We start from the raw sequence: 25,469 nt of genomic DNA, 5'->3' as shown, positions 1-25,469 counted from the left end.
CAGCCGGAATCACCGGAGCCGGAGCCAGAGCCGGAGCCGTAGCCGTCAGAACAGGCTCAGCAACGCCTCCGCCGGGTCCACCAAGCCGTTCTCCCCGTCCGGCAACGGCAGTTCGAACCACACCGTCTTGCCGCGTGGCGTCCGGCGTGAGCCCCACGCCGCCGACAGGAGGCCGACGAGTTGCAGGCCCCGGCCGCCCTCGTCCGTGTCGCGGGCGCGGCGGCGGCGGGGTTGGACCAGGCCCGCGTCCCAGACCTCGCACACCAGGGTGCGGTCCAGCAGGAGCCGGAGCCGGATGTCACCCTCGCCGTACCGCAGCGCGTTCGTCACCAGTTCGCTGACCAGCAACTCGGCGGTGTCGATGAGGGGTTCGAGGTCCCAGGACTGGAGGCGGGCGCGGGCGTACTCGCGGGCGCGGCCCACGCTGCGTGGTTCGCGCGGCAGGGTCCAGTCGCCGACCGAGTCGGCCGGCAGGCCCTGGACGCGGGCCATGAGGAGCGCGATGTCGTCCTCGCCGTGGTGGGTGTCGAGGGTGCTGAGGACGTGGTCGCAGACGTCCTCCAGGTCGCGGTGGGTCTCGGCGTTCAGGGCCGCCGCGGTGGGCGGGCTGCCGTCGGACGAACCACGGGTCGCCGGGTCGGTCAGCGCGCCCACGAACGCCTGGAGGCCCTCGTCCAGGGGGTGGTCGCGGGACTCGACCAGTCCATCCGTGTAGAGCGCCAGCAGTGCGCCTTCGGGGAGTTCGACCTCCACCTCCTCGAAGGGCTCGCCGCCGACCCCTAGGGGCATACCCGGTGGGACGTCGAGCATCAGCGCGGCCTCGCCCGGTTCCACCAGGACCGGCGGGAGGTGGCCCGCGTTGGCGAAGGTGCAGCGCCTGGTCACCGAGTCGTAGACCGCGTAGATACAGGTGGCCAGATACACCTCCGCGAGGTCCGCCTCGCGGGGGCGGCGGGCCGCCCGGGTGGCTTGCTGGACTCCGCCGGGGGTGCCCAGGCCTCGCGCGATCTCGTCCAACGCCGAGAGGACTTCGGCCGGTTCGAGGTCCAGGAGGGCCAACGTGCGTACGGCGGTGCGGAGTTCGCCCATCGCCACCGCCGCGCGTAGACCGCGTCCCATCACGTCTCCGACCACCAACGCCGTGCGGTGGCCGGGGAGTTCGATGACGTCGAACCAGTCGCCGCCTACCTCCGTCGCCGCGTTCCCGGGCAGGTAGCGGCAGGCGATGTCGAGGCCGGATGCCTCCGGGTCGCCGGGCGGGAGGAGGGACCGCTGCAGTATCAACGCCCGTTCGTGCTCGCGCCGGTACAGCCGCGCGTTGTCGATGCAGACGGCGGCCCGCGCCGCCAGCTCCACCGCGAGATCCCGGTCCCGGTCCCCGAACGGCTCGCTGCCCTTCGTACGGGCGAACTGCGCGAGTCCTACGACCGTGTCGTGGGCGACCATCGGAACGACCAGCGTGGACTGGACCGGGCCGCCCTCCTCGGCGGCGACGGACTGCGGGCGGGCGGTGCGCAGGGCGTCCGCGCAGGGCGAGTTGAAGGGGTAGTGGTGGACCGCGCCCACGTCCACGGGTGCGCCGCCGCCTACGAAGGGGGCGTCGGAGACCGCGCTGGCGAAGGCCACCCGGCGGAGTTCCGCGCTGCCGTCGGCGCGGCCCGGCGGGGTCTCGTCGCCGGCCAGGAGGCCCTGGTAGAGGTCGACGGTCGCGAGGTCGCAGAAGCCGGGGACGACGACGTCGAGGAGTTCGCGGGCCGTGGTCTCCAGGTCGAGGGAGTTCCCGATGCGGGCGCCGGCCTCGTTCAGAAGGGCGAGATTGCGCCGCGCGGAGGCGGCCTCGCGGGCGGCGGCGCGGCGGTCGGTGACGTCGGTGCCGAGCCAGGCGATGCCGATGGGGCGCCCGCTGCCGCTGTGCACGCGGTAGAGGTTGATGGACCAGTGCCGGCGCTCCTCGGAACCCGGTACCAGGCCGGTGACATGCATGTCCGTGATGGAGTTGCCGGTCTCCAGGACCCGGCGCAGGGTCGCGGTGACCCGCTCGGCCTCGGGGCTCTGCAGATAGTCCTGGACGCCCCGGCCGCGGTGGTCGTCGGGGCTGCCGCCGAAGGTGTTGGCGATCTGCTGGTTGGCCCGCCGGACCCGCAGATCGGGGTCGATCAGCAGGAACCCGAACGGAGATTGACCGAATATCGACTGCGAGGCGGCGAGATCGGTCTCGATACGACGCAGGATGCGGACGTCGACGACGATGCAGACGGCGGCCCGCTCGCCCTCCTCGGTCCGGGTCGGCATCACATAGACCTCGGCGAGACCCTCCTTGCCCGGCTCGCCCCCGGCGGTCCCCGGCACCTTGAAGGGGACCACTCCGGTCCACTCCCGGCCGTCCAGGATCTCGGCCATCTTCCGCTGGCCGCGCTCGTGCAGTTCGGGGTCGACGAACGCCTCGATGGGGTCCATGCCCACCGCGCGGTCCGTGGGGATGCCGAAGAGCTGCTCGGCCCGCAGGCTCCACTGGTCGACGAGCCCGTCGGGGCCTATGGAGAAGGAGGCGACCTTGATGTAGTCGTAGATCGAACCGGGTGGGCTGCTCTGCCACATGGCGTCGCCGACGGTCATCGCGTCGCCGCCGGACACACCCGCCATGACGTCGGCGGCGGTCACGCCGTCGCCTCCGGGCACGTCGATGCGACTCGCGGCCTCAGCCCTCGCGCGGTCCGACGGGTCCTCGGACTCCGTGGCCTTCGCTGGTATCTCGCTCACGCGAACCGTCCCCTCCAGCTCACCGCGTCCGGCACCGGTCACCGGGGGCGGCTGCCCGCAGTATCCAGCACTACGGCGCCGCACAACACGGTGTTCACGATCACAGGACAATCCCGATGCATTTCGGACCTGCCTGCGACAACACTCCCAGTCTTCTAACCAGCGGACACGCAGTCGAACCACGCCGATCGACAACCGTCACAGGCCTGGACCACTCGATGGACACGACTGTCCGGTTCGTACAGCTGTGTTCGGCTGTGTTCGGCCCCGGTTCACCCGGGTACGGCCAGCTCGAACCACACGGTCTTGCCCGTCCCACCGGGCCGGGTGCCCCAGCGGACGCAGGCGCCGGCGACCAGTTGGAGACCCCGGCCGCTCTCGTCCTCGGGGCGGGCGACGCGTTCGCGGGGCGGGTCGGGCAGCGGGTCGGAGACCTCGACCAGCAGCACACCGGCCGGGCCGACGGGGCGGACCAGCCGGACGCCGATGGGGCCGGTGGCGTGCCGCAGCGCGTTGGTCACCAGCTCGCTGACCAACAGCGCCGCGATGTCGGCGAGGGAGTCGAGGTCCCAGTCCCGCAACTGGCCGCGGACGGCGGTGCGTGCGGTGCGGACGGCTCCGGGGTCCGCGGGAAAGGTCCACTCGGCGCAGTCGCCATCGGTGTCGATCAAGCCGATCACATCCCGGGCCAGCCAGCTCACCCATGTCCGATTTCATGGGGTTAATGGGCACATACCCGATATTCAGGGCCCGGTACCGTCCCCGAGGGCGCACTGTGGCACGAACGGCGTACGCCGGGTTCGGAGCGCGCCGCCGTCTCGGCCTACGACGGCTTCAGCGCGCCCCCGCGTCGATGAGCGCGAGTGCCTCCCGTACGGCGGGCACATCCTGGTCGAGCCAGTCGACGGTCCAGATGTCGGCGGGGGCGAGCCAGCGCAGTTCGTCGTGGTCTTCGAGGGGCTCGGGCTCCGCCGAGCCGGGAAGCAGCCGGACCGTCCAGACCTGGAGGACGTACGGCGGCTTCAGCGGCCACTCTCCCGGGACGCGCTCCACGGTCTCGACGTCGACGCCGAGTTCCTCGCGCAACTCGCGCACCAGCGCGGCCTCGGGGCGCTCGCCGGGTTCGACCTTGCCGCCGGGGAGTTCCCAGCGTCCGGCCAGTTCGGGAGGTGCGCTGCGGCGGGCGGCGAGCAGTCGGCCGTCGTCGCCGCCACCGTCGAACAGGGCGGCGCCGACCACCACGATCCGTGTCGTCATGCGCCGGAGCCTACGGGGCGCGGGAGCGCCGTCAGTTGCGGGTGGCGTCCTCGCTCTGGCCGATCCGCTCGACCCAGTACAGCTGCCTGTGCCCGCGGTCGTCGAGGCTGTCCGCGATCTTCTGGGCCTCGGCGCGGGTCGCGTACCGCCCCACGCGGTAGCGATTGCCGTTGTCGTCCTGCCGTATCACGAGCCAGGGAAGAGTGATCGTGCCGTCGTTCATCGCCATCGCGCCCCTCCGCCTCCCACTCGCGGTTCGTGCCGTGCCCCACCCCATAAGGAAACCGCAATCCGCATATGCCGGAGCGTACGCCTAACCTTCACGCAGCGAATACGGAATTTCACAAAGAGGTACGCAACCAGCCAGGACGGAGGGGGCGCACGACGACGAACGCGCCGTTGGCGCACCTCGATACATCCGGTGAGAGGCACGCCGCGGGCGCCGCGAACGACCTGCGAGAAAGACCGGAATCCAACGGCGCCCGGGACGGGGCGGATTGACCGGTTCCGGCGACAAATGCCGTAAGGGGTGGACTACTTCACATGAAGCGCACTCCTCGATGCGCTACTTGACCGGCAAGTGGTAGGCGATCCGGTAGCGGTCGGCCGGGACCACGACGTCGGCCGTCTCCACCGGGCGCCCCGAGGCGTAGTACGTGCGCTGGATGACGAGGACCACATGCCCGGGGACTCCCCCCAGGGCGAGCAACTCCTCGGCGAGGCCCGGCCGGGCGCCGACCTCCTCCGTGACGTTGTCGACGACGACGTCGATCGCGCGCATCCGCTCGACGACGCCCATGCCGCCGAGCGGGCCCTCCTCGGGCAGCATCACGGGCGTACGGCCGGTCACCGCGAGGGGCTCCCAGGACGTGGAGAGCATCATCGTCTCGCCGGCGTCCCGGAACACGTACCTCGTGCACATCACGCGGTCACCGGGCTGGAGGGCGAGCCGCTCGGCGATGGCGACGCCGGCCTCGGCCTGCTCGCTGCTGGACTCCCAGGTGCCGCGCGCCTCCCCCTCGGCCTGCTCCTGCCGGAACGGGGTCGCGCCGGCCGGCGGCCGGAACCCGGAGCGGGAGACGCGCCGCGGCACGGGACGTTCGCGTACGTACGTCCCCGACCCGGAGCGGCCCTCGACCAGCCCCTCGGCCATCAGCACCTTGCGCGCCTCCAGCGCGACCGTGTCGGAGACCCCGTACTCCTCGCGGATCCTGGCCTGCGAGGGCAGCCGGGTGTGCGGGGGCAGCTGGCCGTCGACGATCTTCTTGCGGAGATCACCCGCGACGCGCAGATACGCCGGCTGCTCACCGAATGTCACTGGCCGCTCCCATCAGGTTGTACAGACAGCGACAGCCTGGCAACCGTGGGTTGTGCCATGCAAGCAAAGGCCAGAGAATCACTCGATGTGATGACTTATGCCCGGCGTGGGCTTTACCCAGGCACTTTCTCCCCGCTATAGGAGCCGTCACACCTCCATGCCGCCGGCGTCTCCCCCGCCGTCCCCGCCACCGTCGTTCTGGTCGTACGACGGAGGGGTCGTGGCGAGCCCCAGAGCCTCGCGGGCGGTGACCGACTTCTGGGGGTCGATCAGGTCGGCGCCCTTGTCGTAGTACCCGTAGAACTCGTCCGCGTCCGAGGCCCCGGCCGCCTTCGCCCACTCCTTCTGCGCGGCCCGCAGATCCTTGACCAGGGCCGCGACCGGCTTGTCGGAACCACCGGCCCACTCATGGCTCTCCAGCAGATCGGCCTGCTGGGTCAGCGCGGTGGAGACCCGGCCCGCCCAGGCCTTGTGCCCCGGCAGGTCGTCCTCGACGTACCGCGCGTCGGGGGCCGAGTCCAGCGCCGAGTTGAGGACGTGGGCCGCCTTCAGGTACGCGAGCTGGTCGGAGTCGAGGGTCGTGGCGTCGTTGCGCAGCGAACCGCCGGGCAGGCTCGCCTCCTCGTCCGTGTTGCCGAACACGCAGGTGATCTCGCGGTCGCCCAGACTCCAGCTCTGCGAGGTCGGGGTGACGTAGTAGACGTCCACGTCGTCGGGCACGGCCCAGCCGTCCATGGCGTAGGCGTCCTGGAGCGCGTAGCACTTGTCGTCGGCGGTCGCGGTGACCTTCTTGTCCCCCGGGTACGAGCCGCTGCCCATCCGCACGACGGCGAACACCTCCCCGTCGTGCTCGCCGTCGCAGGACACCACGTCGAAGTCGTACGTCATCCCCTCCAGCGAACCGCTGGGCGCGTCGAAGCACTCGCCCTTCGCCGGGGAGGCGCTCGCATTGGTCCGCGCGCTGTCCTTCACGTCGTCCCAGAACCCGGTCGCCGCACCGGTCACCCCGAGCACCCACACCGCCAGCCCGAATGCCGACAGCACCATCCCGGCCGCCGCCATGCTCCGCCCGCGCTCACCCCGCTTCTTGATCTGGTTCAGCGAGATCAGCCCGAGGACGAGTCCGACCCCCGGTATGCAGCACAGGATGCCGAGCACGAGAGCGGCGACGGACATGCCGTTGAGGGGCGCGGGGTTGTTGTACGGGGTGTAGCCCTGGGCCCAGGTCTGGTAGGGCTGCGGCCCATAGGGACCCGGCGGGTTCTGCGGACCTTGGGGGTACGGGGCGTAGGGGCTCTGCGGCGTTGTCCCGTACGGGGGTTGGGGCTGTGCGCCGTAGGGGATGTGCGGGTCCTGCGCGGGCGGGGCGTACGGGTCCTGTGCCGGTGGGGCGTACGGGTCCTGTGCCGGTGGGGCGTACGGGTTGTACGGGGTGGATGCCTGCGGGGAGGGAGCCTGGGCCGGGGGCTGGTCCCGGGGGCTCTCGGGACCCTGGGTGGGCGGCCCTTGGGGCTCCGGGGGCGGGGGTATGGACACCGGTTACCGTGCTCCTGGTTCGGGCGGGGATCTCCGGAGGGAGAACGGGAGATCTTCAGACGCGGAACTGACGTACGACTTGGCGCATGGTAAGCGCGGGGTGAGCGGGGGCGGAATGCGGGTTGCGCGGACGACCGTGCAGGTGGTGAACGCGCTTACGGCGCGGTGGGCGGGGGCGGTCGACGGGGGCACGGTGTTCTCGGCGGCGGGGGTGTGGCCGTTGCCGGCCCTGCTCGCGGACGGTGCCGGGGGTGCGGCTCGGACGGAGCCGGCGGACGCGGTGGGGGTGCCGGCGGGGCAATCCGCTGCCGTGGCGCGGGAGTTGGTGGGCGGGCTGGCGGCGGGGGCACGGGACCGGGGCCGTTCGCCGCGCAGGGCTGGGGCTGATCATCGGGGCGGAGCGGCCGACGATAGCCTTCCCGTGCGCGATCTTGTGATCGGGTGATCTTGCGCTACGGGACTCACGGGGGCGGAATTGACAGCGGTTCAGGGCGCGGTGGCTGGGCGCGCGGGGATCGAGGGCTCGGGGGTCGGTGGGAGCGTCGACGCGGTCAATCGGCTGACGGCGCGCTGGGCCGGCTCGGTGACCGGGGGCTCGGTGTTCTCGGCGGCCGGGGTGTGGCCGTTGCTGGCGTTTCTTGCCGACGGGGCGTGGGGGGCCGCGCGGGCGGAGCTCGCGGATGCGGTGGGGGTGCCCGCCGACCAAGCGGCCGCCGCCGCCCGGGAGTTGCTGGACGCGATGGGGTCGATGCCCGGCCTGAACTCCGCGCTCGGACTGTGGACCCGGCGTGAACTGGCCGTACGGGAGGAGTGGCGGGCCGGGCTGGCGGCGGGCACGCACGGTGTGCTCACCGAGGATCTCCCGGCCTCACAGCGGGCGTTGGACGCGTGGGCGGCCGAGCGGACGGACGGGCTGGTCGAGCGGATGCCGGTCGCGTTGGACGAGGGCGTGCTGATGGTCCTGGCGAGCGCGCTCGCGCTCCGGACCGAATGGCCGCGCCCCTTCGGCGAGTTGAGGCTCACCCCGGATGCCGGACCCTGGCAGGGACGGCAGTTGGTGGGCCTGCACCGCACCGGAGTCCGTCTCGACCGGGTCGGTGTGGTGAGCGGCCCGCACGGTTGCGTCACCGAGCTGAAGGTCCCCGGCGACAACGGGATCGACGTCCATCTGTTGCTCGGCGAGCAGCGCATGACCTCAGGTCAGGTGCTGGGCACGGGAGTTGACGCCCTGGCCCGCCGGCTCCCCGTGGTCCCGAGCGGCCAACTCCCGTACGGCGACGTGGGACCGGGCCTGCGCGTCGAGCAACAGCGCTGCGCCACACCGCAACCGCCGGAGCTGTCGGTCACGACCGTGGCGTTCGACATGCGGGCGCGGCACGATCTCCTGGACCTGCACGGCCTGTTCGGGCTCACGACGGCGATGGACACCGGCGACGGCCACTTCCCGGGCATCAGCCCGACCCCGCTGGCCATCGGCCAGGCCGAACAGTCCACGGTGGCCCAGTTCGGCGCCCTCGGCTTCCGCGCCGGCGCGGTGACCGCGGTCGCGCCCGTCTTCGGCGGCGCCCGGCCCGACCTCCGCCACACGACCACCGTCGTCACCGCCCGCTTCGACCGCCCGTTCGGCTTCCTGGCCGTACACCGGGAGTCCCGCCTGATCCTGACGGCGGGCTGGGTCACCGACCCGGCGCCGTACGGGAGGTAGGGGCGCGGGGCCGGGTGCGCTCCGTACGTGGTAATCCCCCGCGCGCTTCCCGCCGTCGTCCCGCGGGGCACCCCATCGTCGAACGGTGACCAAGCCGACCCGCCTGCTGCTCCCCCTCCTCGCCGCCGCCCTGCTCCTCCCGCTCCCTCCGGCGTCAGCCGCACCCCTCCCCCACTCCCACACCCGCGACGCCTGCGACGCGCGCGGCTGGGCGCCCTCCGCCAGCCGGATCGACCCGGCGGACACCTACCACCCCTACGTCGGCAACGGTTACCTCGGTGCCCGGATCCCGCCCGCCGGGGCGGGGTACGCCGCGTCCGGGGAGAAGACCGGCTGGCCGCTCTACACGCCGCGTTACGACGGCGCGTTCGTCTCCGGCCTGTATGCCCGGGGGCCCGCCGACACGGCCGGCCGTGAGGCTCTCGCCGCGCTGCCGAACTGGACCGGGCTTGATGTCACGGTGGGGGCCGAGACGTACGGCGGTGGGGGCGGGGGCCGGGTCAGCCGCTACCGTCAGACTCTCAACCTCCGTTGTGGGTACGTCCGTACGTCCCTCACCTGGACCAGCACGGACGGTCGCCGCACCGACCTCGTCTACGACGTCCTCGCCGCCCGCGACTCCCCGCACACCGGCGCCGTACACCTGCGCGTGACCCCGCACTGGGACGGCCAACTCACCCTCACCGACCGCCTCGACGGCCGCGGCGCCCGCCGTGTCACGGAGACCGTCGGCGGCCACCTCGGCGAACGCACCATCGGCGTGGCGTTCCGCACGGAGGGGACAGGCGTCGTCGGGGCCGTCGCGTCTGTGTTGGATGCGCCCGGGCGGCGTGCCCGACAGCCCCGTAAACAGGGTGAGTTGAGTGCCCGTCAGGCCATCGTCCTCCCTGTCCGCTCCGGGCGTAGCTACACCGCCACCAAGTACGTCGGCGTCGACACCGCCCTCACCTCCCACGACCCCCGTTCCGCCGCCCAGGACGCCGCCGGGCGGGCCGCGCGCCGGGGGTGGGACGCGTTGCTCGCCTCGCACACCTCCGCGTGGCGGGCGTTGTGGGCGTCCGACATCGAGGTTCCCGGCCACCCGGACCTCCAACTCTGGGCCCGTTCCGCCCAGTACGGGCTGTTGTCCGCGCTGCGGCCCGGTGCCCGGAACAGCATCGCGCCCGCCGGGCTGACCAGTGACAACTACGCCGGCATGGTCTTCTGGGACGCCGAGACCTGGATGTTCCCCTCGTTGCTCGCGACCCACCCCGACCTCGCCCGCCCGGTCCTCGAATACCGCTACCGCACCCGCACGGCCGCCGCCGAGAACGCCGCGAGGACCGCGGTGAAGGGCCTGTTCTTCCCCTGGACGAGCGCGAGTCACGGCCGGCTGTGGAACGAGTGCCAGAGCTGGCAGCCACCGCACTGCGTCACCCAGAACCACCTCCAGGGCGACATCGCCCTCGCCGCCTGGCAGTACTACCTCGCCACCGGCGACCGCACCTGGCTCCGCACCCGCGGCCTGCCCCTCCTCAACGGCCTTGCCCAGTACTGGACTTCACGGGTCACGAAGAACACCGACGGGTCGTACTCCGTCAAGGAGGTCGCCGGACCCGACGAGTACAGCAACGGCGTCAACGACGGCGTCTACACCAACGCCGTCGCCGCCACCGCCCTCCGCGCCGCCACCGACGCGGCCCACGTCCTCGGCACGACCGCCCCCGCCGACTGGCTCACGATCGCGGACCGCCTGCGCATCCCCTACGACCCGAAGCGCAGGATCTTCCTCCAGTACGACGGCTACGGCGGCTCCCAGATCAAGCAGGCCGACACCGTGCTGCTGATCTACCCGCTGGAGTGGCCCATGCCGGCCGGTGCCGCGGCCGCCACCCTCGACTACTACGCCCAGCGCACCGACCCGGACGGCCCCGCCATGACCGACGCCGTCCACGCGATCGACGCGGCGGCGATCGGCGCACCGGGCTGTGCCGCTTACACCTTCCTGCGGCGGGCCTACCAGCCCTTCGCGCGCGGCCCGTTCGCCCTGTTCTCCGAGTCGCGCGGCGACAAGGCCGGCGCGTCCGACCCCCTCGCGGGCTCCCCCGCCCAGGACTTCCTCACCGGCAAGGGCGGTTTCCTCCAGGTCCTCACCCACGGCCTCACCGGCCTGCGGCTGCGCCCCGACGCCCTCCACCTCGACCCGACCCTGCCACCCCAACTCGCGGACGGCGTACGGCTGTCGGGGCTGCGCTGGCGCGGTCGTACGTACGACATCTCGATCGAGGCGAGGACGACGACGGTACGGCTGCGGTCCGGGGCGCCGTTCACGCTGGACACTCCCGAGGGGCGCCGCACCCTCTCCGGCACGGTCACCCTCAAGACCCGGCGCCCGGACCTCGCCCCCACCACCGACCTGGCCCGCTGCCGCCCGGCGACGGCCACCTCCTCCGTCTCCGGCCTCTACCCGGAGGCCGCCGTGGACGGCAGCCCCGCGACCGCCTGGTCCCCGGACGCCGATCGCGCATCCCTGACCGTCGACCTGGGGCGGGCGGTGCGCGTCGGGACCGTTCGGCCCACGTGGACCAAGCGGCCGGGGTCGTACAGCATCGATGTCTCGGCGGACCGCCGTACCTGGCACTCGCCCGGCGGGGCGCCCGCCCGGTACGTCCGCGTCACCGTACGGAGTGGCGGCAAGGGTGCCGCTCTCGCCGAACTCGACGTGCGCTCGTGACGGCCGAACTCCCCCGCGGGCAGGGTCAGTTGGTGGCCTCCGCCGCCAGTCTCCGCTGCTCCTCCTCCACGATGCGGCGGGCCAGCGTGGCGTCCGAGATGTCGATCGCGTCCGGGGTGGCGTCCGCCAGGGCGCTGCGCCGGGCGAAGGCGTCGAAGAGGCGGTCCTTGTTCTTGAGGATGGTCAGGAGCCGGTCGTCCACGCTGTCGGTGGCGAGCATGCGGTGCACCTGGACCGTGCGTATCTGGCCCATGCGGTGGACGCGGGCCACGGCCTGGTGCTCCACCGTCGGCTTGACCTGGGGTTCGCAGAGGATGACCAGGGAGGCGGCCTGGAGGTTGAGGCCGACCCCGCCCGCCTCGATCTGGGAGAGCAGGACGGCGTGACCGGGGGCCTGGGTGAAGTCGTCGACGAATTGTTGTCGGCGGGCGGCCGGGACGCTTCCGGAGATGGGCCCGAACACCCCCTTCCTCAGGGGCCGTTCGAGTGCCTGCTCCACCGCGGCGAGCACATCCCGGAAGTAGGAGAAGATCACCACCTTCGCCCCGTTGCCCGCGGCCTCGGTGACCAGCTCCCGTAGGCGTTGCAGCTTCGCGGACTTCTCGGTGTCGGCGTAGGCGGCCCGGCGCATCGCCATGAAGTTGCCGTCGCCGACCGCGCGGTCGTAGGCCTCGCGGTCGGCGACGCCGAGTTCCACCCACTCGTCGACCTGGACCAGGGCGGGCAGTTCGGTGAGCACGTCCTCCTGGTTGCGGCGCAGGTAGGCGGGGGCGACGGACTTGCGGAAGGCGTGCGGTCCGGCCGCCGCGGCGCCGTTGCGGACGGTCGGCAGGAGGTCGGGGCGGAGGTGGCGGACGAGGGTGCGGAACTCCTCGACGTGGTTCTCCATGGGCGTGCCGGTGAGGAACAGGACGCGGTCGCAGCGCTCGGTCCACAGGGCGACCGATTTGGTACGGCGGGTGTCCGGGTTCTTCACGTAGTGGGCCTCGTCCACGACGAGCATGCCCGGGGTGGGGCCGGTCGGTGCCTCGGCCTTGGACCTCTTGCCCGTCGGTGACCTGTCGGGCGGCGCGGGCAGGGTGTGCAGCGTGTCGAAGGTCGTGATCGCGACCCCGCCCCGCTCGCCCCACTCCGCGTAGGCCTCCTGCCGGTCCGGGCCGTGCACGGGCAGTGCGCGCAGGGTGCTGCGGGCGCCGATCTCGCGGGTCCAGTTGATCAGCACGCTGGCCGGGCAGACCACCAGGAAGTGGTTGTGCCCCTCGGCCGCGAGATGGGCGAGTGCGGCGATGGCCTGGACGGTCTTGCCGAGCCCCATCTCATCTCCGAGGACGACCCGGCGTTGGGCCAGGGCGAAGCGGGCGCCGAAGGACTGGTATCCGCGCAGGGAGACCCGGCGATGGGTGTCGTCCAGCGGCTGGGCGTGTACGCGCTCGGCCAGCTCCGCCGGCAGGAAACCCTCGCTCGCCGCGAGGTCCGGCTGCTGCCCGTCGACCTCGGCGAGCTGGCTGTAGTACTCGGCGGAGCGCAGCTCGAAGTCGACCCACGCCTCGATGTCGGAGACCGGCGGGCGCAGCAGGTCGGTGGAGGCCTGCGCGATCAGCAGCCGTACGTCCTTGGCGGCCGGGTCGGCGACCAGTTCGTGGAGTTCGGCGACCGCGGCGAGCGCGCTCTCCCGCCGTTTGCGACCGGCGAGTGCCAGCAGCAGCCTGCTGCTGGCGGGCCGGGCCACGGGCAGCAGCGCGCCGAGCCGCTCGTCGAGCCTGGTGGCGGCGTCCAGGGCGCGGCGCAGTTCGGGTCCGGCCTCTACGAGCCGTTGCAGGGCGATGACCAGGGCGGTGGTGCGCGGCTCGGGGTGGTCGACGTCGATGCGGACGGACACGGTCTCCGCGACGGCCCGCGCGATCTGCCGGGCGGCGGCGATGGCCCGGTCGGCGGTCTGCTGCCCTACTCCGGGGAGTTGCCGCAGCTGGTAGCGGCCTGCCTCGTGCACCGCGCGCACGGAGGCGAGCCCCGCCGCCTCCACGGCCCCGAGCCGCAGCCGCCCCTCGGTGACGTCCTTCAGGCGGGCGACCGGGATGGACTCCAGCTCCTGCGCGACGAGTTCGGACCGCAGCGGCTCCAGCGCGGAGCGGACGGTGCCGAGCGCGCGGGTGTGGTCCTCACGCAGGGCGCGTGCCACGTCGTAGAGCCGCGTGCCTCGCGCGCACAGCTCCCTGGCCCGCCGTCCGGCCCGCGGAAACTCGCCCTCCATGTCACCCCCCGCTCCCCATGCGTCTCGCTGTGCACCCATCGTGGCACGCGGCACTGACAACGGGAGCGGGAGCGGGCGGATCAGCGTTCTCGGCCGGCCTCCGGCCCTCCGTCAGGCGTCGAACGCCGTCGCCCGGGTCCGCTTCTCCCACGCCTCGACATCGCCGCGCACCTGGTCCAGGTGCCCGAGCACGGCGCCGATCGCGTCCTCGCCGAGCGGCAGGTGCAGCGGGGTCTCCTCGGCGTCCAGCGCGGCCAGGATGAGGGCCGCCGCCTTCGCGGGGTCGCCGGGCTGGACCCCGCCGCTGCTGTCGACGGCGCCGCGGGTCTCGCTCACGCGCGCGTACACCCCGCTGTCGGCGCTGACCCCGGCCCGGCTCGTGTCGAACAGCGCGGTCCGGAAGGCGCCCGGCTCGACGATCAGCACCTTGATGCCGTACTCGGCGACCTCGTCCGCGAGCCCCTCGGAGAGTCCCTCCAGGGCGAACTTCGTTCCGCTGTACGCCGAGAAGCCCGCGAAGGACATCTGCCCGCCCATGCTGCTCATCTGCACGATCGCCCCGGAGCGCCGTTCCCGCATGGACGGCAGCACCGCGCGCGTGAGGGCCGCGGGCCCGAAGACATGCAGGTCGAACAGGTCCCGCAGCTCCTGCTCGGTGGTCTCCTCGAAGGCCCCGACATGCGTACGGCCCGCGTTGTTGACGAGCACGTCGATCCGCCCGTGCCGCGCCACCACGTCCCGTACGGCCGCCTCGGCGGCCCCCGTGTCGGTGACGTCCAGGCGCAGCGCCTCCATCTGGTCGGGGCGGGCGGCGACGAGATCGTCCAGCCCCTCGGTCCGCCGCGCCGCACCCACGACCACGTCACCTGCGGCGAGCGCCGCCTCGACGATCGCCCGTCCGAACCCGCTGCTCGCGCCGGTGACCAGCCACACCTTGTTCATGACGTCTCCCCTTGAGATCCCTGATCCCTGTTGCCCAACTGCCGACCAGCCTGCTCCCGCCCCCGGTCCCCCGTCCAAGACCTACGCTGATAACCAATGGCTATGACGACGGACGTCCACGTACGGGACCTGCGCTACTTCGTCGCGGTCGCCGAGGAGCTCCACTTCACGCGCGCGGCCGAGAAGCTGTACGTCTCGCAGCCCGCCCTGAGCAAGCAGATCCGGGCGCTGGAACGGCAGTTGGGCGCCGAGTTGTTCCGGCGTGACCGGCAGGGCGTGGCGCTCACCGCCGCTGGCGCTGCCCTACTGCCGTACGCCCGGCGGGTGTTGGCGGTCTGGGCGGAGGGCGCGTCCGCGCTGGCGGAGGTGAGCGCGGCCGAGCGCAGCACCCTCGTGGTCGGGATGAGCACCAGCCCGGGCCGGGGCGGCCTGCTGCCCGCGATCCGCTCCCGCTTCACGGCCGCGCGTCCGGAGGCGAACGTACGGCTGCGGCAGGTGAGTTGGGACGATCCGACGGCGGGTCTCGCGGACGGCGACGCGGACGTGGCGTTCGTCTGGCTGCCGCTGCCCGACGCGGAGCGCTACGGCTGGACGGTCGTAGCGGAGGAACCCCGCCTGGTCGCGCTCCCGGAGACCCACCCGCTGGCCGTGCGCGCCGAGGTCGACTTCACGGACCTCGTCGACGAGCCGTTCCTCGCCCTGCCGTCCAACGCCGGTCCCCTGCGCGACCATTGGCTCGCCCTCGACGAACGCGGCGGCCGACCACCGCGTATCGGGGCGGAGATCGCGAGCACGGAGGAGACGTACGAGGCGCTGGTCGCCGGTCTCGGCGTCTGCCTGGTGGCCACGGGCAACGCCCATCTGATCACTCTCGGCGGGGTCATCACCCGCCCGGTGCACGGGATTTCGCCGAGCCGCTATGCCCTGGCCTGGCGGCGGGAGGACGGCGGACGGCCGCTGGTGAGGGCGTACGCGGAGGCCTGTCGCCTGGGGGCGGGGCGCTGATCGAACGCGTCTGCGACACGGTTACGATGAGCCGTTTTCGGGGGTTGGGATTCAGGGTTCGGGGCTCGGAGGGGAACCATGTCCACAGGGGGAAGCATGTCCGTACGAGGGACAAGACGTACGCCGATCGCATCGCTCGCGTTCGTCGGAGTGGCCGCGCTCGCGGGGCCGTTGCTCGTGCCCGCCGCGTCCGCGCAGGCGGCGTCGGGCTCGCTGACCGTGACCACGCTGGGGCGGCACGGCGCCAAGGTGGCGACGACGATCACCGTCGTCAACGCGTCGTCGGGTGAGACGCGTACCGTCAAGTCGGGCAAGCGGCTGAGCCTGCCGGCGGGCAAGTACCTCGCGATGACCGACATCTACGAGAGCGCCACGGACGGTCTGGGCACCGACACGATCGGCGCGCAGGTGGTGACGGTGTCGGGGGCCAAGTCCGTGACGCTGGACGCCCGTAAGGGCAAGGCCGTGAAGGTGTCGCTGGACACCCCGGCCGATGTGACGGAGCCGGCCCGGATCGGCGCGCAGGTGTGCGCCGCCGGTACCGGCATGCCCTCCGCCTTCAGCGCGGGCGGCTGGAACTACGCCGGGTCCCTCTACGCCATCCCCAACTCCTCCAAGCTGCTGCAGTTCGGGTACCTGGCGCAGTGGTCGGGGAACGACAGCTATGTCGCGGTGAAGAACACGACCGGCATCCCGGCCGCGCCCGGCGGGTCGTTCAAGCGGTCGAAGCTGGCGACGATGCGCTTCTCCGTGCGCGGCGGAACGCAGATGGCGAACCAGCACGACATCGCGCTCCAGGCCACGCCCAAGACCGACAACTGCACGACCGACCTGATGGCGCAGGTACGCGACGACAACGCGCCCTACAGCGCCACCACCCATGTGACGCCCGGGAGTTGGCAGTCGCGCGACGACATCTTCGCGAGCAACGGTGACGACATCGGCGGCGGCTTCCCGGCGGTGCGGACGCTGGCGGCGGGGCAGAGTTTCACCCAGTCCTTCGGGCGGGCCGTGTGGAGTCCGATGCACTATCTGCCGACGGTCTGGCAGAAGTCCGTGAACTTCGTCCCGGACGCGCTGATCGGCGACCCCGACGTGGGCACGAGCGGCGCCGACCCGACGAAGGAGACGGTGGTCCTGTCCAAGGGGAGCACCACCGTCAAGAAGCAGACCCTGACCAACTGGGGTGACGGCGAAGCCGACTTCGCCGCCCGCATCCACTCGGCCGGCACCTACCGGCTGACCGTGGACGCCCACCGCTACCGCCCGGGCATCACCTTCCCGTCCGGCATGCTGTCGTCGCGCGTCACCCTCGACTGGCGGTTCAGGGCCGACCCTGCAAAGTCGGTGGTCGCCCCCGTCTTCATGACCCGCTTCCTGCCCGCCGGCCTCGACAGCCGCAACCGGGCCAAGGCGGGCAGCACCACCTCGGTCACCGTCAGCGCGGGCCGTGGATCCCAGGGCCCGGACGTCAAGTTCACCAAGTCGACGGTCAAGTCCCTGAAGGTGTGGGCGTCTTCGGACGGCGGCACGACCTGGAAGGCCGTCACGGTCACCCGCTCCGGGTCGTCCTGGAATGCCTCCGTGCACAACCCGGCCTCCGGTGCGGTCGCCCTGCGCTCCCAGGTGACCGACTCCACCGGCGGCACGTCAGTGGAGACCGTCTACCGCGCCTACGCCATCGGCTGATCCGGCCCCGTCCGAACAGGGCGGGTCTCCGGCCGGGTCGGACGGTTCGGGCGTGGGAGACGTCGAGGGCTCGGACGGGGTCGTGGGCTCCGGGGTGGTGACGGGATCCGGAGTCCCCTTCACGGGAGTGCTCGGCTCCGGCGTCGGGTTCGTCGGTGTCGGGTCGGTCGGTGTCGGGTCCGGGTTCGGTTCCGTGACCACGGGCGGTGTGGGAGTCGGAGGTGGGGTCGGAGTCGGAGTCGGAGTCGGTTCAGTGGTCACCGGCGGCGGCTCAACAGGCGCCGTAGGAACGGGAGTTCCGCCACCGCCCCCCACCGGTATCACGATCGACCCACCCCCGATGCCGCCAAGTGCGGCCGGAGGTACGGCACTTGTGGACCCGTCCGCCGCAGGCGCCGTAGAACGACCTCGGTCGCCCGGCGTCTTCGAGGGCTTCGCCGTGCGCGGCTCGGACGCCACCGGTGCCTGGGAGACCGGGGCTTCGGCCAACGGGCCCTTCGCGACCGGGACTTCGGAGGCGTCGGTGCCGCCGAGAAGGACGCAGACCGCGACGGCGCCCGCCACGGCCGTACCGACGGCGGCCGCCATCTGTGTCTTCGAAGCGCCAACCGCCACGTGCCGTACGCCGTGCAGCAGTCCGGCGCCGTGACCGCCTGCCGCCGTGGCCGCGCCCGCGGAGCCCGCTCCGAACGCGGCGAGCAGGAACTTGCCCGTGCCGCCGAGGACGAACACGAGCAGGGCGGGTGCGACGAGTGCGGGCAGGCGGTCGTTGGCGCGCATCAGGGCCGCGAGGCGGGCGCGGCAGTCGTCGCACGCGTCGACGTGGCCGAGGAGGCGTTCGGACTGCCGCTCGGTGGCGCCGCCGCGCACGTACGCGGGCATCCGGGCCCAGTGGACCTGGCACGCGGGATCGTCCGGGACGCCGGTCTGCTCGCGCAGGAACGCCTGCCGCATGCCCTCGCGCGCACGGTGCAGCAGTACGGCCGTCGCGCCCTGCTTGGTGCCGAGCTGGGGGCCGATCGCGGCCAGCGGGAGGCCCTCCGCCTCGGCCAGCCACAGCGCCTTCACCCAGCGTTCGGGCAGGTGCTCAAGTACCCGTACCAGCAGGTCGGTTGAGGACACCTGCTCGGCCGGGTCGCCCCCATGGACGTGCGCGTGGCCGGCGTCCGCCCGCTCGTCGGCCTGCGGATCGCGCGGCGTCTCGCGTGCGGCGCTTCCCGCGGCCGTGGCGAGGTGCTTCACGGTCGTCATGAGGTACGCCGGTACGTTCTCGATCTCATGGCCGGCGGACAGCCTGCGCCACACCCTGAAGTGCGCCTCGGCGACGAGGTCTTCGGCGACCCAGGTGTTCCGGGTGAGCGAGCGGGCGTAGGCGACGAGGCGCGGCTGCTGCTCCTCGTAGATCCGGGCGTACTCGGCGGTGGGACCGTCGTTCATGGCAGCAACGCTCCAGTTGCCAAGGGAGGCGTGGGGATGGATTTGCAAGCCTAGATGCCGAAACTTTCAACTAAAGTTGCAGCAAGAACGGAAGGTGACCCAGATCACATCAACCATCTTCCGTCACGGCGTAATCAAGCGCCCCTCCGCGCGCTCAAGGAGGGTGAGTCGGCACAACCGGCCGCCGCCCCAGCCGAATCGGAGACCGCCCATGCGCCACGTCACCCTGGAACAGCCCACCAGCGCCCGCCTGATCGCCGACGACGACCAGGAGCTGGCCGTCACGGTCACCCTCCGCTACTCCTCCGGCGACCCCTTCGCCGTCCAACTCCTGTTCCCCGCCTGGATATCGCTCGACGGCAAGAAGGTGACGTGGACCTTCGCGCGGGCGCTCCTTGAGGAGGGTCTCGCCACCCCCGCCGGGATGGGCAACGTGCACATCCGGCCATACGGCCCTGCCCACACGGCCGTTGAGTTCCACTCGGCGGAGGGCATCGCGATGATCCGCTTCGACTCGGTCGCCCTGCACCACTTCCTGCGCCGCACGTACCGGGTGACCGAGCCGGGCCGGGAGGCCCTGGAACCGTCCCTCGACCGGGGGCTCGCCTCGCTGCTCGACGGCGCGTGAGGGCGACGGCCCCGTTTCGGTCGCCTTGCGATTGGCATATTCTGCGAGGCCTCTTGATGTGATCCGGTTCGCCGGTACCTCTGCCACGCACGAACGGTGCCCGTCTGGAGAAAGCAGCCCCCATGAGCGAATCGCCGCACAGGACAACCCGGTTGTCCACCCGTGCCGTCGTCGTCGGAGGCAGCCTCGCCGGCATGCTCGCCGCCGCCGCGGTGAAGGACTCCGTCGACACCGTCGAGATCATCGAGGCGCACGACCTGCCCGAGGGACCCGAGGCACGCCCGGGCGTTCCCCAAGCGGCCCATTTCCACGTCCTGTTGTCCGGTGGGGCCGACGCGATCGAGGACCTGCTGCCGGGCACGCTCAAGGAGTTGCTGTGCGCGGGCGCCAACCGGGTGCCCATGACGACGAACATGCTGATCTACTCGCCCGAGGGCTGGTACCGCCGTTGGCAGCGTGACAGCCACTATCTGATCACCGCGAGCCGCGACCTCACGGACTCCGTCGTCCGCAGGCAGGTGCTGAAGGACCCGCGCGTCAGCGTCCGCCCGCACACCAAAGTCACGGCCCTGCTGGGGAGTTCGCACCGCGTCACCGGCGTACGGCTGCGCGCGGCGGACGGCACGGAGACCGATCTGACCGCGGACCTGGTCATCGACGCGTCCGGGAGGGGATCCCAAACTCCGGCCTGGCTGGGCGAGTTGGGCATCCCGGGCCCGGCCCGGGACAGCATCGACTCCGGCATCGCGTACGCCAGCCGCATCTACCGCGCCCCGGTCTCCACCCGCGACTGGCCCGTGATCAGCGTCCAGGCCGACCCGCGGCGGGGCGAACCCGGCCGGACGGGCGGCATCGTCCCGATCGAGGACGGCCGCTGGCACGTCAGCCTGATCGGCACCCCGGGCGCCCAACCCACCCGCGAGGCGGCCGAGTTCGAGCCGTACGCACGCACCCTCCGCCACCCGGTCGTCGCCGACCTCCTGTCCCACGCCGAGCCGCTCACCGACGTGGCCCTGACCCACAGCACGGTCAACCGCCGCTCCTACTACGAGCGCCTGAAGTCCTGGCCGGAAGGCCTGATCGCCCTGGGCGACTCGGTCGCCGCGTTCAACCCGATCTACGGCCACGGCATGTCGGTGGCGGCCCTCGGCGCCGTGGCGCTGCGCTCCCAACTGGCGTCCCTCGGCCTCGCCAACGGCCTCTCCCGCAAGGCACAACGGGCCATCTCGAAGCCTGTCGAACTCGCCTGGAGTCTCGCCGTGGGCCAGGACATCCACTACGAGACGACGAAGGGCCGGAGCGCCGGCACCCTCGACCGCCTCCTTCAGCGGTACGTCAGCCGGCTGTCCCACACCGCGACGGGCTCGTACCGCGTGGCGACCGCGATGACGGAAGTACTGACTCTTCAGTCGCCCGGCACGGCGCTGCTCCGGCCAAGTGTCCTTGCGGCGGCGGTAGTTGGGCCACTGCGACCGCAGCTCGACGGGCCTACGTTCACGGTTGGGGAGCGGGGGTTGCTGGCCGAGGCGGGGATCTCGTTGCCCGGGATTGCCGAGTAGCGCCCGCCGGGGTTGTCAGTGGCGGCTGCTTCCATGTGGTCATGACCACCGTGTACGAGGCCGCCGCCCTCCTCCCCGACCCCGCCGAACTCCGCGTCCATCTGCGGGCGTTGGCGGTCCTGGACTCGACGATCGGCGACGATCCGCAGTTCTGCGCGTACACCCTCGACGCCGACTGGGGCCCGGACCAGGAGGCGGCCCTGATGGACAACGGCTCGGGGGACGACTTCTCCGTCCACTTCACCCCGGCCGGCGTGCTCATCCGCGGCTTCGACCACGAGTCGGCGATGAGCCCGTACGGGACGGACGACGAGGAGGTCTGGCCCGGTGTCGTCGACGAAGTACCCGCCGCGCTGCGTCCGTTGCTGGACGACCCCGCCTTCCGCGACGAAGGCCTCGACTTCACTCGCGTCACCGTCTGCCTGTGGCGCGAGACCGGTGACACCGCGTGGCGCACCGGCTCGGCCATCGACTTCCCCGCGGGTCACGAGAGCCCGGACGGCTCCGGCTTCCTCTTCCATCTCCTCACCGACCGCTCCCCGGAAGCCGTCCAGGCCCACTTCGCGGACTATTACGAACGCCCCGTCCCGCTCGACGCCGTCCGCCACGTCCTCGCCGGCCACCCCGTGACCCCGGCGATCGCGGCGGCGCTCAGGCCGTCCGTCGAGCGGCACCCGCGCGGTCGATGACGTCCCTGCGGGTCACCGCGAGGTACACCACCAGGCCCAGGATGACCGCCAGGAACAGCACGCTCGTGACGACGGTGCCGAAGCCGAGGCCGCCGTCGCCGGTCGGCTGGGAGAGATAGTCGCCGATCGAGGCACCCAGCGGGCGGGTGAGGACGTAGGCGATCCAGAAGCCGCGCACCGCGTCCAGGCCGAGGGCGAAGTGGGCGACCGCGACCGCCCCGATGGCCAGGGCGAACAGGATCGCGGAGAGCCAGTAGCCGAGGTTCATGCGCTCGGAGACGAGGTCGCCGGCGGCGGTGCCCAGTGCGAAGGTGAACAGCACGGCGAGCCAGTAGTAGGCCTCGCGGCCGGTGGTGTCGACGCTGTGGATGGACAGCGTCCCCTCGCGCCGGTACCAGACCACGAACACGGCCACGAGGGCGACGGCGAACACCGCGGTGCTCGTCTCCAGCGGTACGCCCATGTTGTCGGTCAGGTTGTCGCTGATGAGCGTCCCCACGACGCTGATCAGCGCCACGGCGAGCCAGTAGACGCCGGCGCGGTAGGCGGTCGTACGGAACTGGACCACCAGCACGACCGCCAGCAGCCCGCTCATCAGCACCGACACACCGGTCAGGCCCAGGCCGGCCTTCTCGTTCAGCAGGTCGGCCGCGGTCTCGCCGACGGTCGTGCACAGCACCTTGATGATCCAGAAGTAGGCGGTGACCTCGGGCACCTTGTTCCAGCGCGACGGATGTGCGACGCCGGTCGTGCCGGGCGCAGAGGTCTCGGATGTCTCGGATGTCTCGTACGTCATGAGGCCCGACCGTGTCATCGGACACCTGAACGCTTCCTGACTGCCGAGCGGCGCGCTCCCGCCCCGGCATCGTCTACAGTTCCGTAGACCGTCTACAGGATTGTAGTCAGGGAGGACCATGCGCCGGACGATCCTGGTCGTCGAGGACGATCACGCCCTGCGGGACGTGCTGATGCGCGGACTGCGCGACGAGGACTACGACACCGTCCCCGCGCCGGACGGCGCCACCGCCCTGCGGCTGGCCACCGCCGGTGTCTCCGCCGCCGTGCTCGACATCGGGCTGCCCGACGCGGACGGGCGGGACGTGTGCCAGGCGATGCGGGCGAACGGGTTCCTCTCCCCGGTCATCTTCCTCAGCGCGCATCACCGGCTGCCCGACCGGCTGTCCGCGTTCTCGGCCGGGGGCGACGACTATCTGCCCAAGCCGTTCCACCTCGCCGAACTCGCGGCCCGGCTGCGGGCGGCCCTCAAGCGGGCGGCGCCGGCGCCGGCCGCCACGGCGGGAGACCTGGTGCTGGACGCCGTCCGGCACACGGTCGACGTCCGGGACACCCGGGTCGACCTGACACCGACCGAGTTCCGGCTCCTGGCCACGCTCATGGCGGCCTCCGGCGGCATCGTCAGCCGCCGCGAACTGGTCCGCGCGGGCTGGCCCGAAGGCGCCCGGGTTCACGACAACACCCTCGACCAGTACCTGACCCGCCTGCGCCGCAAACTCCGCGAGGCGAGCAGCACCCGGACAATCGCCACGGCCCGCGGGGTCGGACACCGGCTGTCATGAACGGGGTTCGCGCACGGGCTGCGGGCTACGTCGTCCGGGATCGTTCGGTTCCCGCGTGGCGCGCCGGGGGATCGGCGCCGCCGTCATGAGCGAGGCCCGACACCGGCTGCGGGCCCCCATGAGCGCCGCCCTCCGCCATCTGCCGCCCCGCACGCTCCTCACGATCGGCAGCCACCCGTCATGAGCAACCCTCGCCACCGACCCCAAGCCACCCCCACCACCGCCCTCCGTCACCTCCCGCCCCGCACTCTCCGTGGCCGGCTCTCCCTCGTGGCGTTGTTCACGGCCGCGTTGCTGATGCTGGTGCTCACCGTGGCGTTCAACTCCGTTGCCGGGCATCGGCTTCGGCATCAGGCGGACGACGAGCTGCGCGCCCGGGCCGCCGCCGTCGCGACGACCGTCGACACCAGCGGTGCGACGGTGCGGGTGCTGGAGACGTCCCACGACGACCTCCTCGACGCCAACGTGTGGATCTACTCCGGGCGGCGCCTGCTCGAACAGCCGCCGGCCGCAGGCCCGTTGACCCGCGTCGCCGACGCGCTCGCCGTGCGGGGCGGACAGCGGTGCGTGACCGCCACGGTCCGTCGCCCGCTCCGTCTGTGCTCCCACCCGGCCCGGAGCCGGCGGCCGGGCCACGGTGGTCACCGCGCTGGACCTCTCCCCCTACCGGAGTTCGGCCGACACCCTGCTCCTGGGATCGCTCGCGCTGGACGTCGTCATGCTCGCCTGCACCTACGCCCTGACCCGGCTGGCCGTCGGCCGCGCGCTGCGCCCCGTCCGTGCGATGACCGACCAGGCCACCCAGTGGAGCGCGACCGCCTCCGAGGAACGGTTCGACAGCATGCGGCATCCGGCCGAACTAGCCCGGCTCGGCGGGTCGTTGGACGCCCTGCTGGACCGCATCCGCACTCTTCTGCGCCACGAACGCCAGCTCACCGGCGAGCTCTCGCACGAGCTGCGCACGCCGTTGAGCCGGATCATCGCCGAGCTCGACTGGTGGCGGGCCCGCCCCCGCACGGCCGGTCAGACCCGTGCCACCCACCAGGTCATCGCGGACGCCGCCGAGTCGATGCGCGCCATCTGCGACACCCTTCTGGACGACGCCCGCGACGGCACCCTCACCGCGCCGGGCACGGCCGAGGTCCTGCCCGTACTGCGCGGCCTGACTGAAGCCCCTTACGGACCCGGGCACTTGAGGATCACCGTGGTCGGACCGCACCTCGTGGCCGGCGTGGCACCCGCCCTTCTCGAACGCATCGTCAGCCCACTCCTCGGCAACGCCTGCCGCTACGCCGCGTCCGTCGTCACCGTCCGCGCGTACCGCGCCCCCGACGGCCTACGCCTCGATGTCACGGACGACGGCCCCGGCGTACCGCCCCCGTTCGCCGGACGGCTCTTCGAGCCCGGCCGTCGCGCGGATCCCGGCGACGGCCACGGCGGCGCGGGCCTCGGGCTGCCGTTGGCGCGCCGCCTGGCCCGTTCCGTCGGCGGTGAGGTGACGTACGACGCCGGGCACGCCCCCGGCGCGCGGTTCGTGGTCGAGCTGCCCGCCGGATGACCGCGCCGCGCGCTCACGCCACGGCGTCGTGCCGGATGTCCTTGCGGGAGACGGCCAGATAGCCGACGAAGCCGAGGATGGCCACCGTCCAGGACAGGGTGACCGGACCAAGTCCCCAGGCGAGACCGCCCCGTTGGTGGCCGACGGCCATCCAGTCGGCGACCGACGCGCCGAGCGGGCGGGTGAGGACGTACGCCGCCCAGAACGCGGCCACCGCGTTCAGCTTGCCCCACCGGTGCGCGAGTGCCGGCACCGCGATCGCCGCGCCGTACAGGACGGCGGAGCCCAGGTAGCCGAGGCCGATCGTGGCGGTGAGGTCCCCGCAGGCCGTGCCCAGCGCGAAGGTGGCGAGCACGGCGGCCCAGTAGAAGGCCTCGCGGCGCCGGGTGTGGATGCTGTGGATCGACAGGGTGCCCTCGCGGCGGTACCAGAGGGTGAAGACGGCGGCCAGGACGACCATGAAGAACGGTGTCGAGAGCGCGTACGGCACACCGAGGCCGACGTGCAGGACGTCGGCGGCCATCGTGCCGAACACGCTGACCATGACGATCGCCGTCCAGTAGACCCAGGCCACGTACCGCCGCACGGCGAACTGCGCCGCCAGCGCGGCCACCAGGGCGATGCCGCCCAGGCCGACGGCGGGGATCGGGCCGAACGCGTGGGCCAGGAAGTCGGAGGCCGTCTCCCCCATGCCCGTCGTCAGCACCTTGATGATCCAGAAGTAGACGGTCACCTCCGGCACCTTGCTCGCCGCGTGCCGGATGCGGCGCGAGGGCCGGTCGTGAGTGAGGTGATCAGTCGTCATGACAGGCACGATGGCACGCTGTCCGAGGGTTGCCCCAGAC

Annotated in this window: 19 protein-coding genes and 2 pseudogenes; 10 read left to right on the top strand and 11 right to left on the bottom strand. The window is 72.1% G+C overall.

The features are described from left to right. Positions 1-45 precede the first annotated feature (45 nt). The 6 genes from OG407_RS33165 to OG407_RS33140 form a co-directional block, all read right to left on the bottom strand. Entirely contained in the window at positions 46-2,760 is a 2,715-nt protein-coding gene (locus OG407_RS33165) for a SpoIIE family protein phosphatase (RefSeq protein WP_405863199.1), read from the bottom strand. A gap of 272 nt (positions 2,761-3,032) precedes the next feature. Next, positions 3,033-3,440, bottom strand: a complete 408-nt coding sequence (locus OG407_RS33160) for an ATP-binding protein (protein WP_403584134.1) — start codon at positions 3,438-3,440, stop codon at positions 3,033-3,035. A gap of 154 nt (positions 3,441-3,594) precedes the next feature. After that, complete coding sequence (locus OG407_RS33155) at positions 3,595-4,017, bottom strand: (deoxy)nucleoside triphosphate pyrophosphohydrolase (protein WP_405863198.1); 423 nt, start codon at positions 4,015-4,017, stop codon at positions 3,595-3,597. A gap of 31 nt (positions 4,018-4,048) precedes the next feature. Further along, positions 4,049-4,240, bottom strand: coding sequence for an SPOR domain-containing protein (locus OG407_RS33150; protein ID WP_405868747.1), 192 nt, complete (start codon positions 4,238-4,240; stop codon positions 4,049-4,051). Positions 4,241-4,582: 342 nt separating this feature from the next. Then, the gene (locus OG407_RS33145) at positions 4,583-5,335 is read right to left on the bottom strand and encodes a GntR family transcriptional regulator (RefSeq protein ID WP_405863197.1); all 753 of its coding nucleotides are present in this window, start codon (positions 5,333-5,335) and stop codon (positions 4,583-4,585) included. A gap of 147 nt (positions 5,336-5,482) precedes the next feature. Then, positions 5,483-6,871 (bottom strand): DUF4190 domain-containing protein, encoded by a 1,389-nt coding sequence (locus OG407_RS33140; protein WP_405863196.1) that lies wholly within the window; start codon positions 6,869-6,871, stop codon positions 5,483-5,485. Positions 6,872-6,986: 115 nt separating this feature from the next. Here OG407_RS33140 and OG407_RS33135 point away from each other — a divergent pair. From OG407_RS33135 to OG407_RS33125, 3 genes and pseudogenes are all read left to right on the top strand, one after another. Next, a pseudogene (locus tag OG407_RS33135) lies at positions 6,987-7,214 on the top strand (proteinase inhibitor I4 serpin); the annotation flags it as partial. 171 nt (positions 7,215-7,385) lie between these two features. Next, on the top strand, positions 7,386-8,576 hold the full coding sequence (locus tag OG407_RS33130; RefSeq protein ID WP_405868745.1) for a serpin family protein: 1,191 nt from the start codon (positions 7,386-7,388) through the stop codon (positions 8,574-8,576). Between the two features lie 85 nt (positions 8,577-8,661). After that, complete coding sequence (locus OG407_RS33125) at positions 8,662-11,289, top strand: discoidin domain-containing protein (protein ID WP_405863195.1); 2,628 nt, start codon at positions 8,662-8,664, stop codon at positions 11,287-11,289. A 25-nt stretch (positions 11,290-11,314) separates the two neighbouring features. Here OG407_RS33125 and OG407_RS33120 read toward each other — a convergent pair whose 3' ends face one another. Next, entirely contained in the window at positions 11,315-13,540 is a 2,226-nt protein-coding gene (locus tag OG407_RS33120; RefSeq protein ID WP_405863194.1) for a DEAD/DEAH box helicase, read from the bottom strand. A 111-nt stretch (positions 13,541-13,651) separates the two neighbouring features. Continuing rightward, the gene (locus OG407_RS33115; protein ID WP_405863193.1) at positions 13,652-14,482 is read right to left on the bottom strand and encodes an oxidoreductase; all 831 of its coding nucleotides are present in this window, start codon (positions 14,480-14,482) and stop codon (positions 13,652-13,654) included. A 96-nt stretch (positions 14,483-14,578) separates the two neighbouring features. Here OG407_RS33115 and OG407_RS33110 point away from each other — a divergent pair, with 96 nt between their 5' ends. Both OG407_RS33110 and OG407_RS33105 read left to right on the top strand, forming a co-directional pair. Further along, a complete protein-coding gene (locus OG407_RS33110; protein WP_405863192.1) occupies positions 14,579-15,487 on the top strand; it encodes a LysR family transcriptional regulator in 909 nt (302 codons plus the stop codon). A gap of 96 nt (positions 15,488-15,583) precedes the next feature. Beyond that, on the top strand, positions 15,584-17,176 hold the full coding sequence (locus OG407_RS33105) for a hypothetical protein (RefSeq protein ID WP_405863191.1): 1,593 nt from the start codon (positions 15,584-15,586) through the stop codon (positions 17,174-17,176). Here the strand turns inward: OG407_RS33105 and OG407_RS33100 are convergent. After that, on the bottom strand, positions 17,138-18,613 hold the full coding sequence (locus OG407_RS33100; RefSeq protein WP_405863190.1) for a sigma-70 family RNA polymerase sigma factor: 1,476 nt from the start codon (positions 18,611-18,613) through the stop codon (positions 17,138-17,140). The genes OG407_RS33105 and OG407_RS33100 overlap by 39 nt on opposite strands. A gap of 211 nt (positions 18,614-18,824) precedes the next feature. Between OG407_RS33100 and OG407_RS33095 the strand changes: the two genes are divergently transcribed. The 3 genes from OG407_RS33095 to OG407_RS33085 all read left to right on the top strand — a co-directional run bounded on the left by OG407_RS33095 (position 18,825) and on the right by OG407_RS33085 (position 21,489). Continuing rightward, positions 18,825-19,241: an SsgA family sporulation/cell division regulator gene (locus tag OG407_RS33095; RefSeq protein ID WP_403583970.1), complete on the top strand. Its 417-nt coding sequence runs from the start codon at positions 18,825-18,827 to the stop codon at positions 19,239-19,241. 122 nt (positions 19,242-19,363) lie between these two features. Beyond that, positions 19,364-20,800: an NAD(P)/FAD-dependent oxidoreductase gene (locus OG407_RS33090; protein ID WP_405863189.1), complete on the top strand. Its 1,437-nt coding sequence runs from the start codon at positions 19,364-19,366 to the stop codon at positions 20,798-20,800. A 41-nt stretch (positions 20,801-20,841) separates the two neighbouring features. Then, on the top strand, positions 20,842-21,489 hold the full coding sequence (locus OG407_RS33085) for a hypothetical protein (protein ID WP_405863188.1): 648 nt from the start codon (positions 20,842-20,844) through the stop codon (positions 21,487-21,489). Here OG407_RS33085 and OG407_RS33080 read toward each other — a convergent pair. Next, positions 21,452-22,285, bottom strand: a complete 834-nt coding sequence (locus OG407_RS33080) for a hypothetical protein (RefSeq protein WP_405863187.1) — start codon at positions 22,283-22,285, stop codon at positions 21,452-21,454. The two genes, OG407_RS33085 and OG407_RS33080, sit on opposite strands and share 38 nt — an antisense overlap. A 118-nt stretch (positions 22,286-22,403) precedes the next feature. Between OG407_RS33080 and OG407_RS33075 the strand changes: the two genes are divergently transcribed. Further along, positions 22,404-23,066, top strand: coding sequence for a response regulator transcription factor (locus OG407_RS33075; protein WP_403583961.1), 663 nt, complete (start codon positions 22,404-22,406; stop codon positions 23,064-23,066). Positions 23,067-23,246: 180 nt separating this feature from the next. Further along, positions 23,247-24,624, top strand: a pseudogene (locus OG407_RS33070) (ATP-binding protein). Between the two features lie 13 nt (positions 24,625-24,637). Here OG407_RS33070 and OG407_RS33065 read toward each other — a convergent pair. Then, positions 24,638-25,429 (bottom strand): hypothetical protein, encoded by a 792-nt coding sequence (locus OG407_RS33065; protein WP_405863186.1) that lies wholly within the window; start codon positions 25,427-25,429, stop codon positions 24,638-24,640. Between the last annotated feature and the right edge of the window lie 40 nt (positions 25,430-25,469).

Origin of the sequence: Streptomyces sp. NBC_01515 (assembly GCF_045040345.1) — a bacterium.
GTDB lineage: Bacteria > Actinomycetota > Actinomycetes > Streptomycetales > Streptomycetaceae > Streptomyces.
The sequence above is the reverse complement of the archived record's forward strand: the minus strand, read 5'-3'. Positions and strand labels throughout refer to the sequence as shown.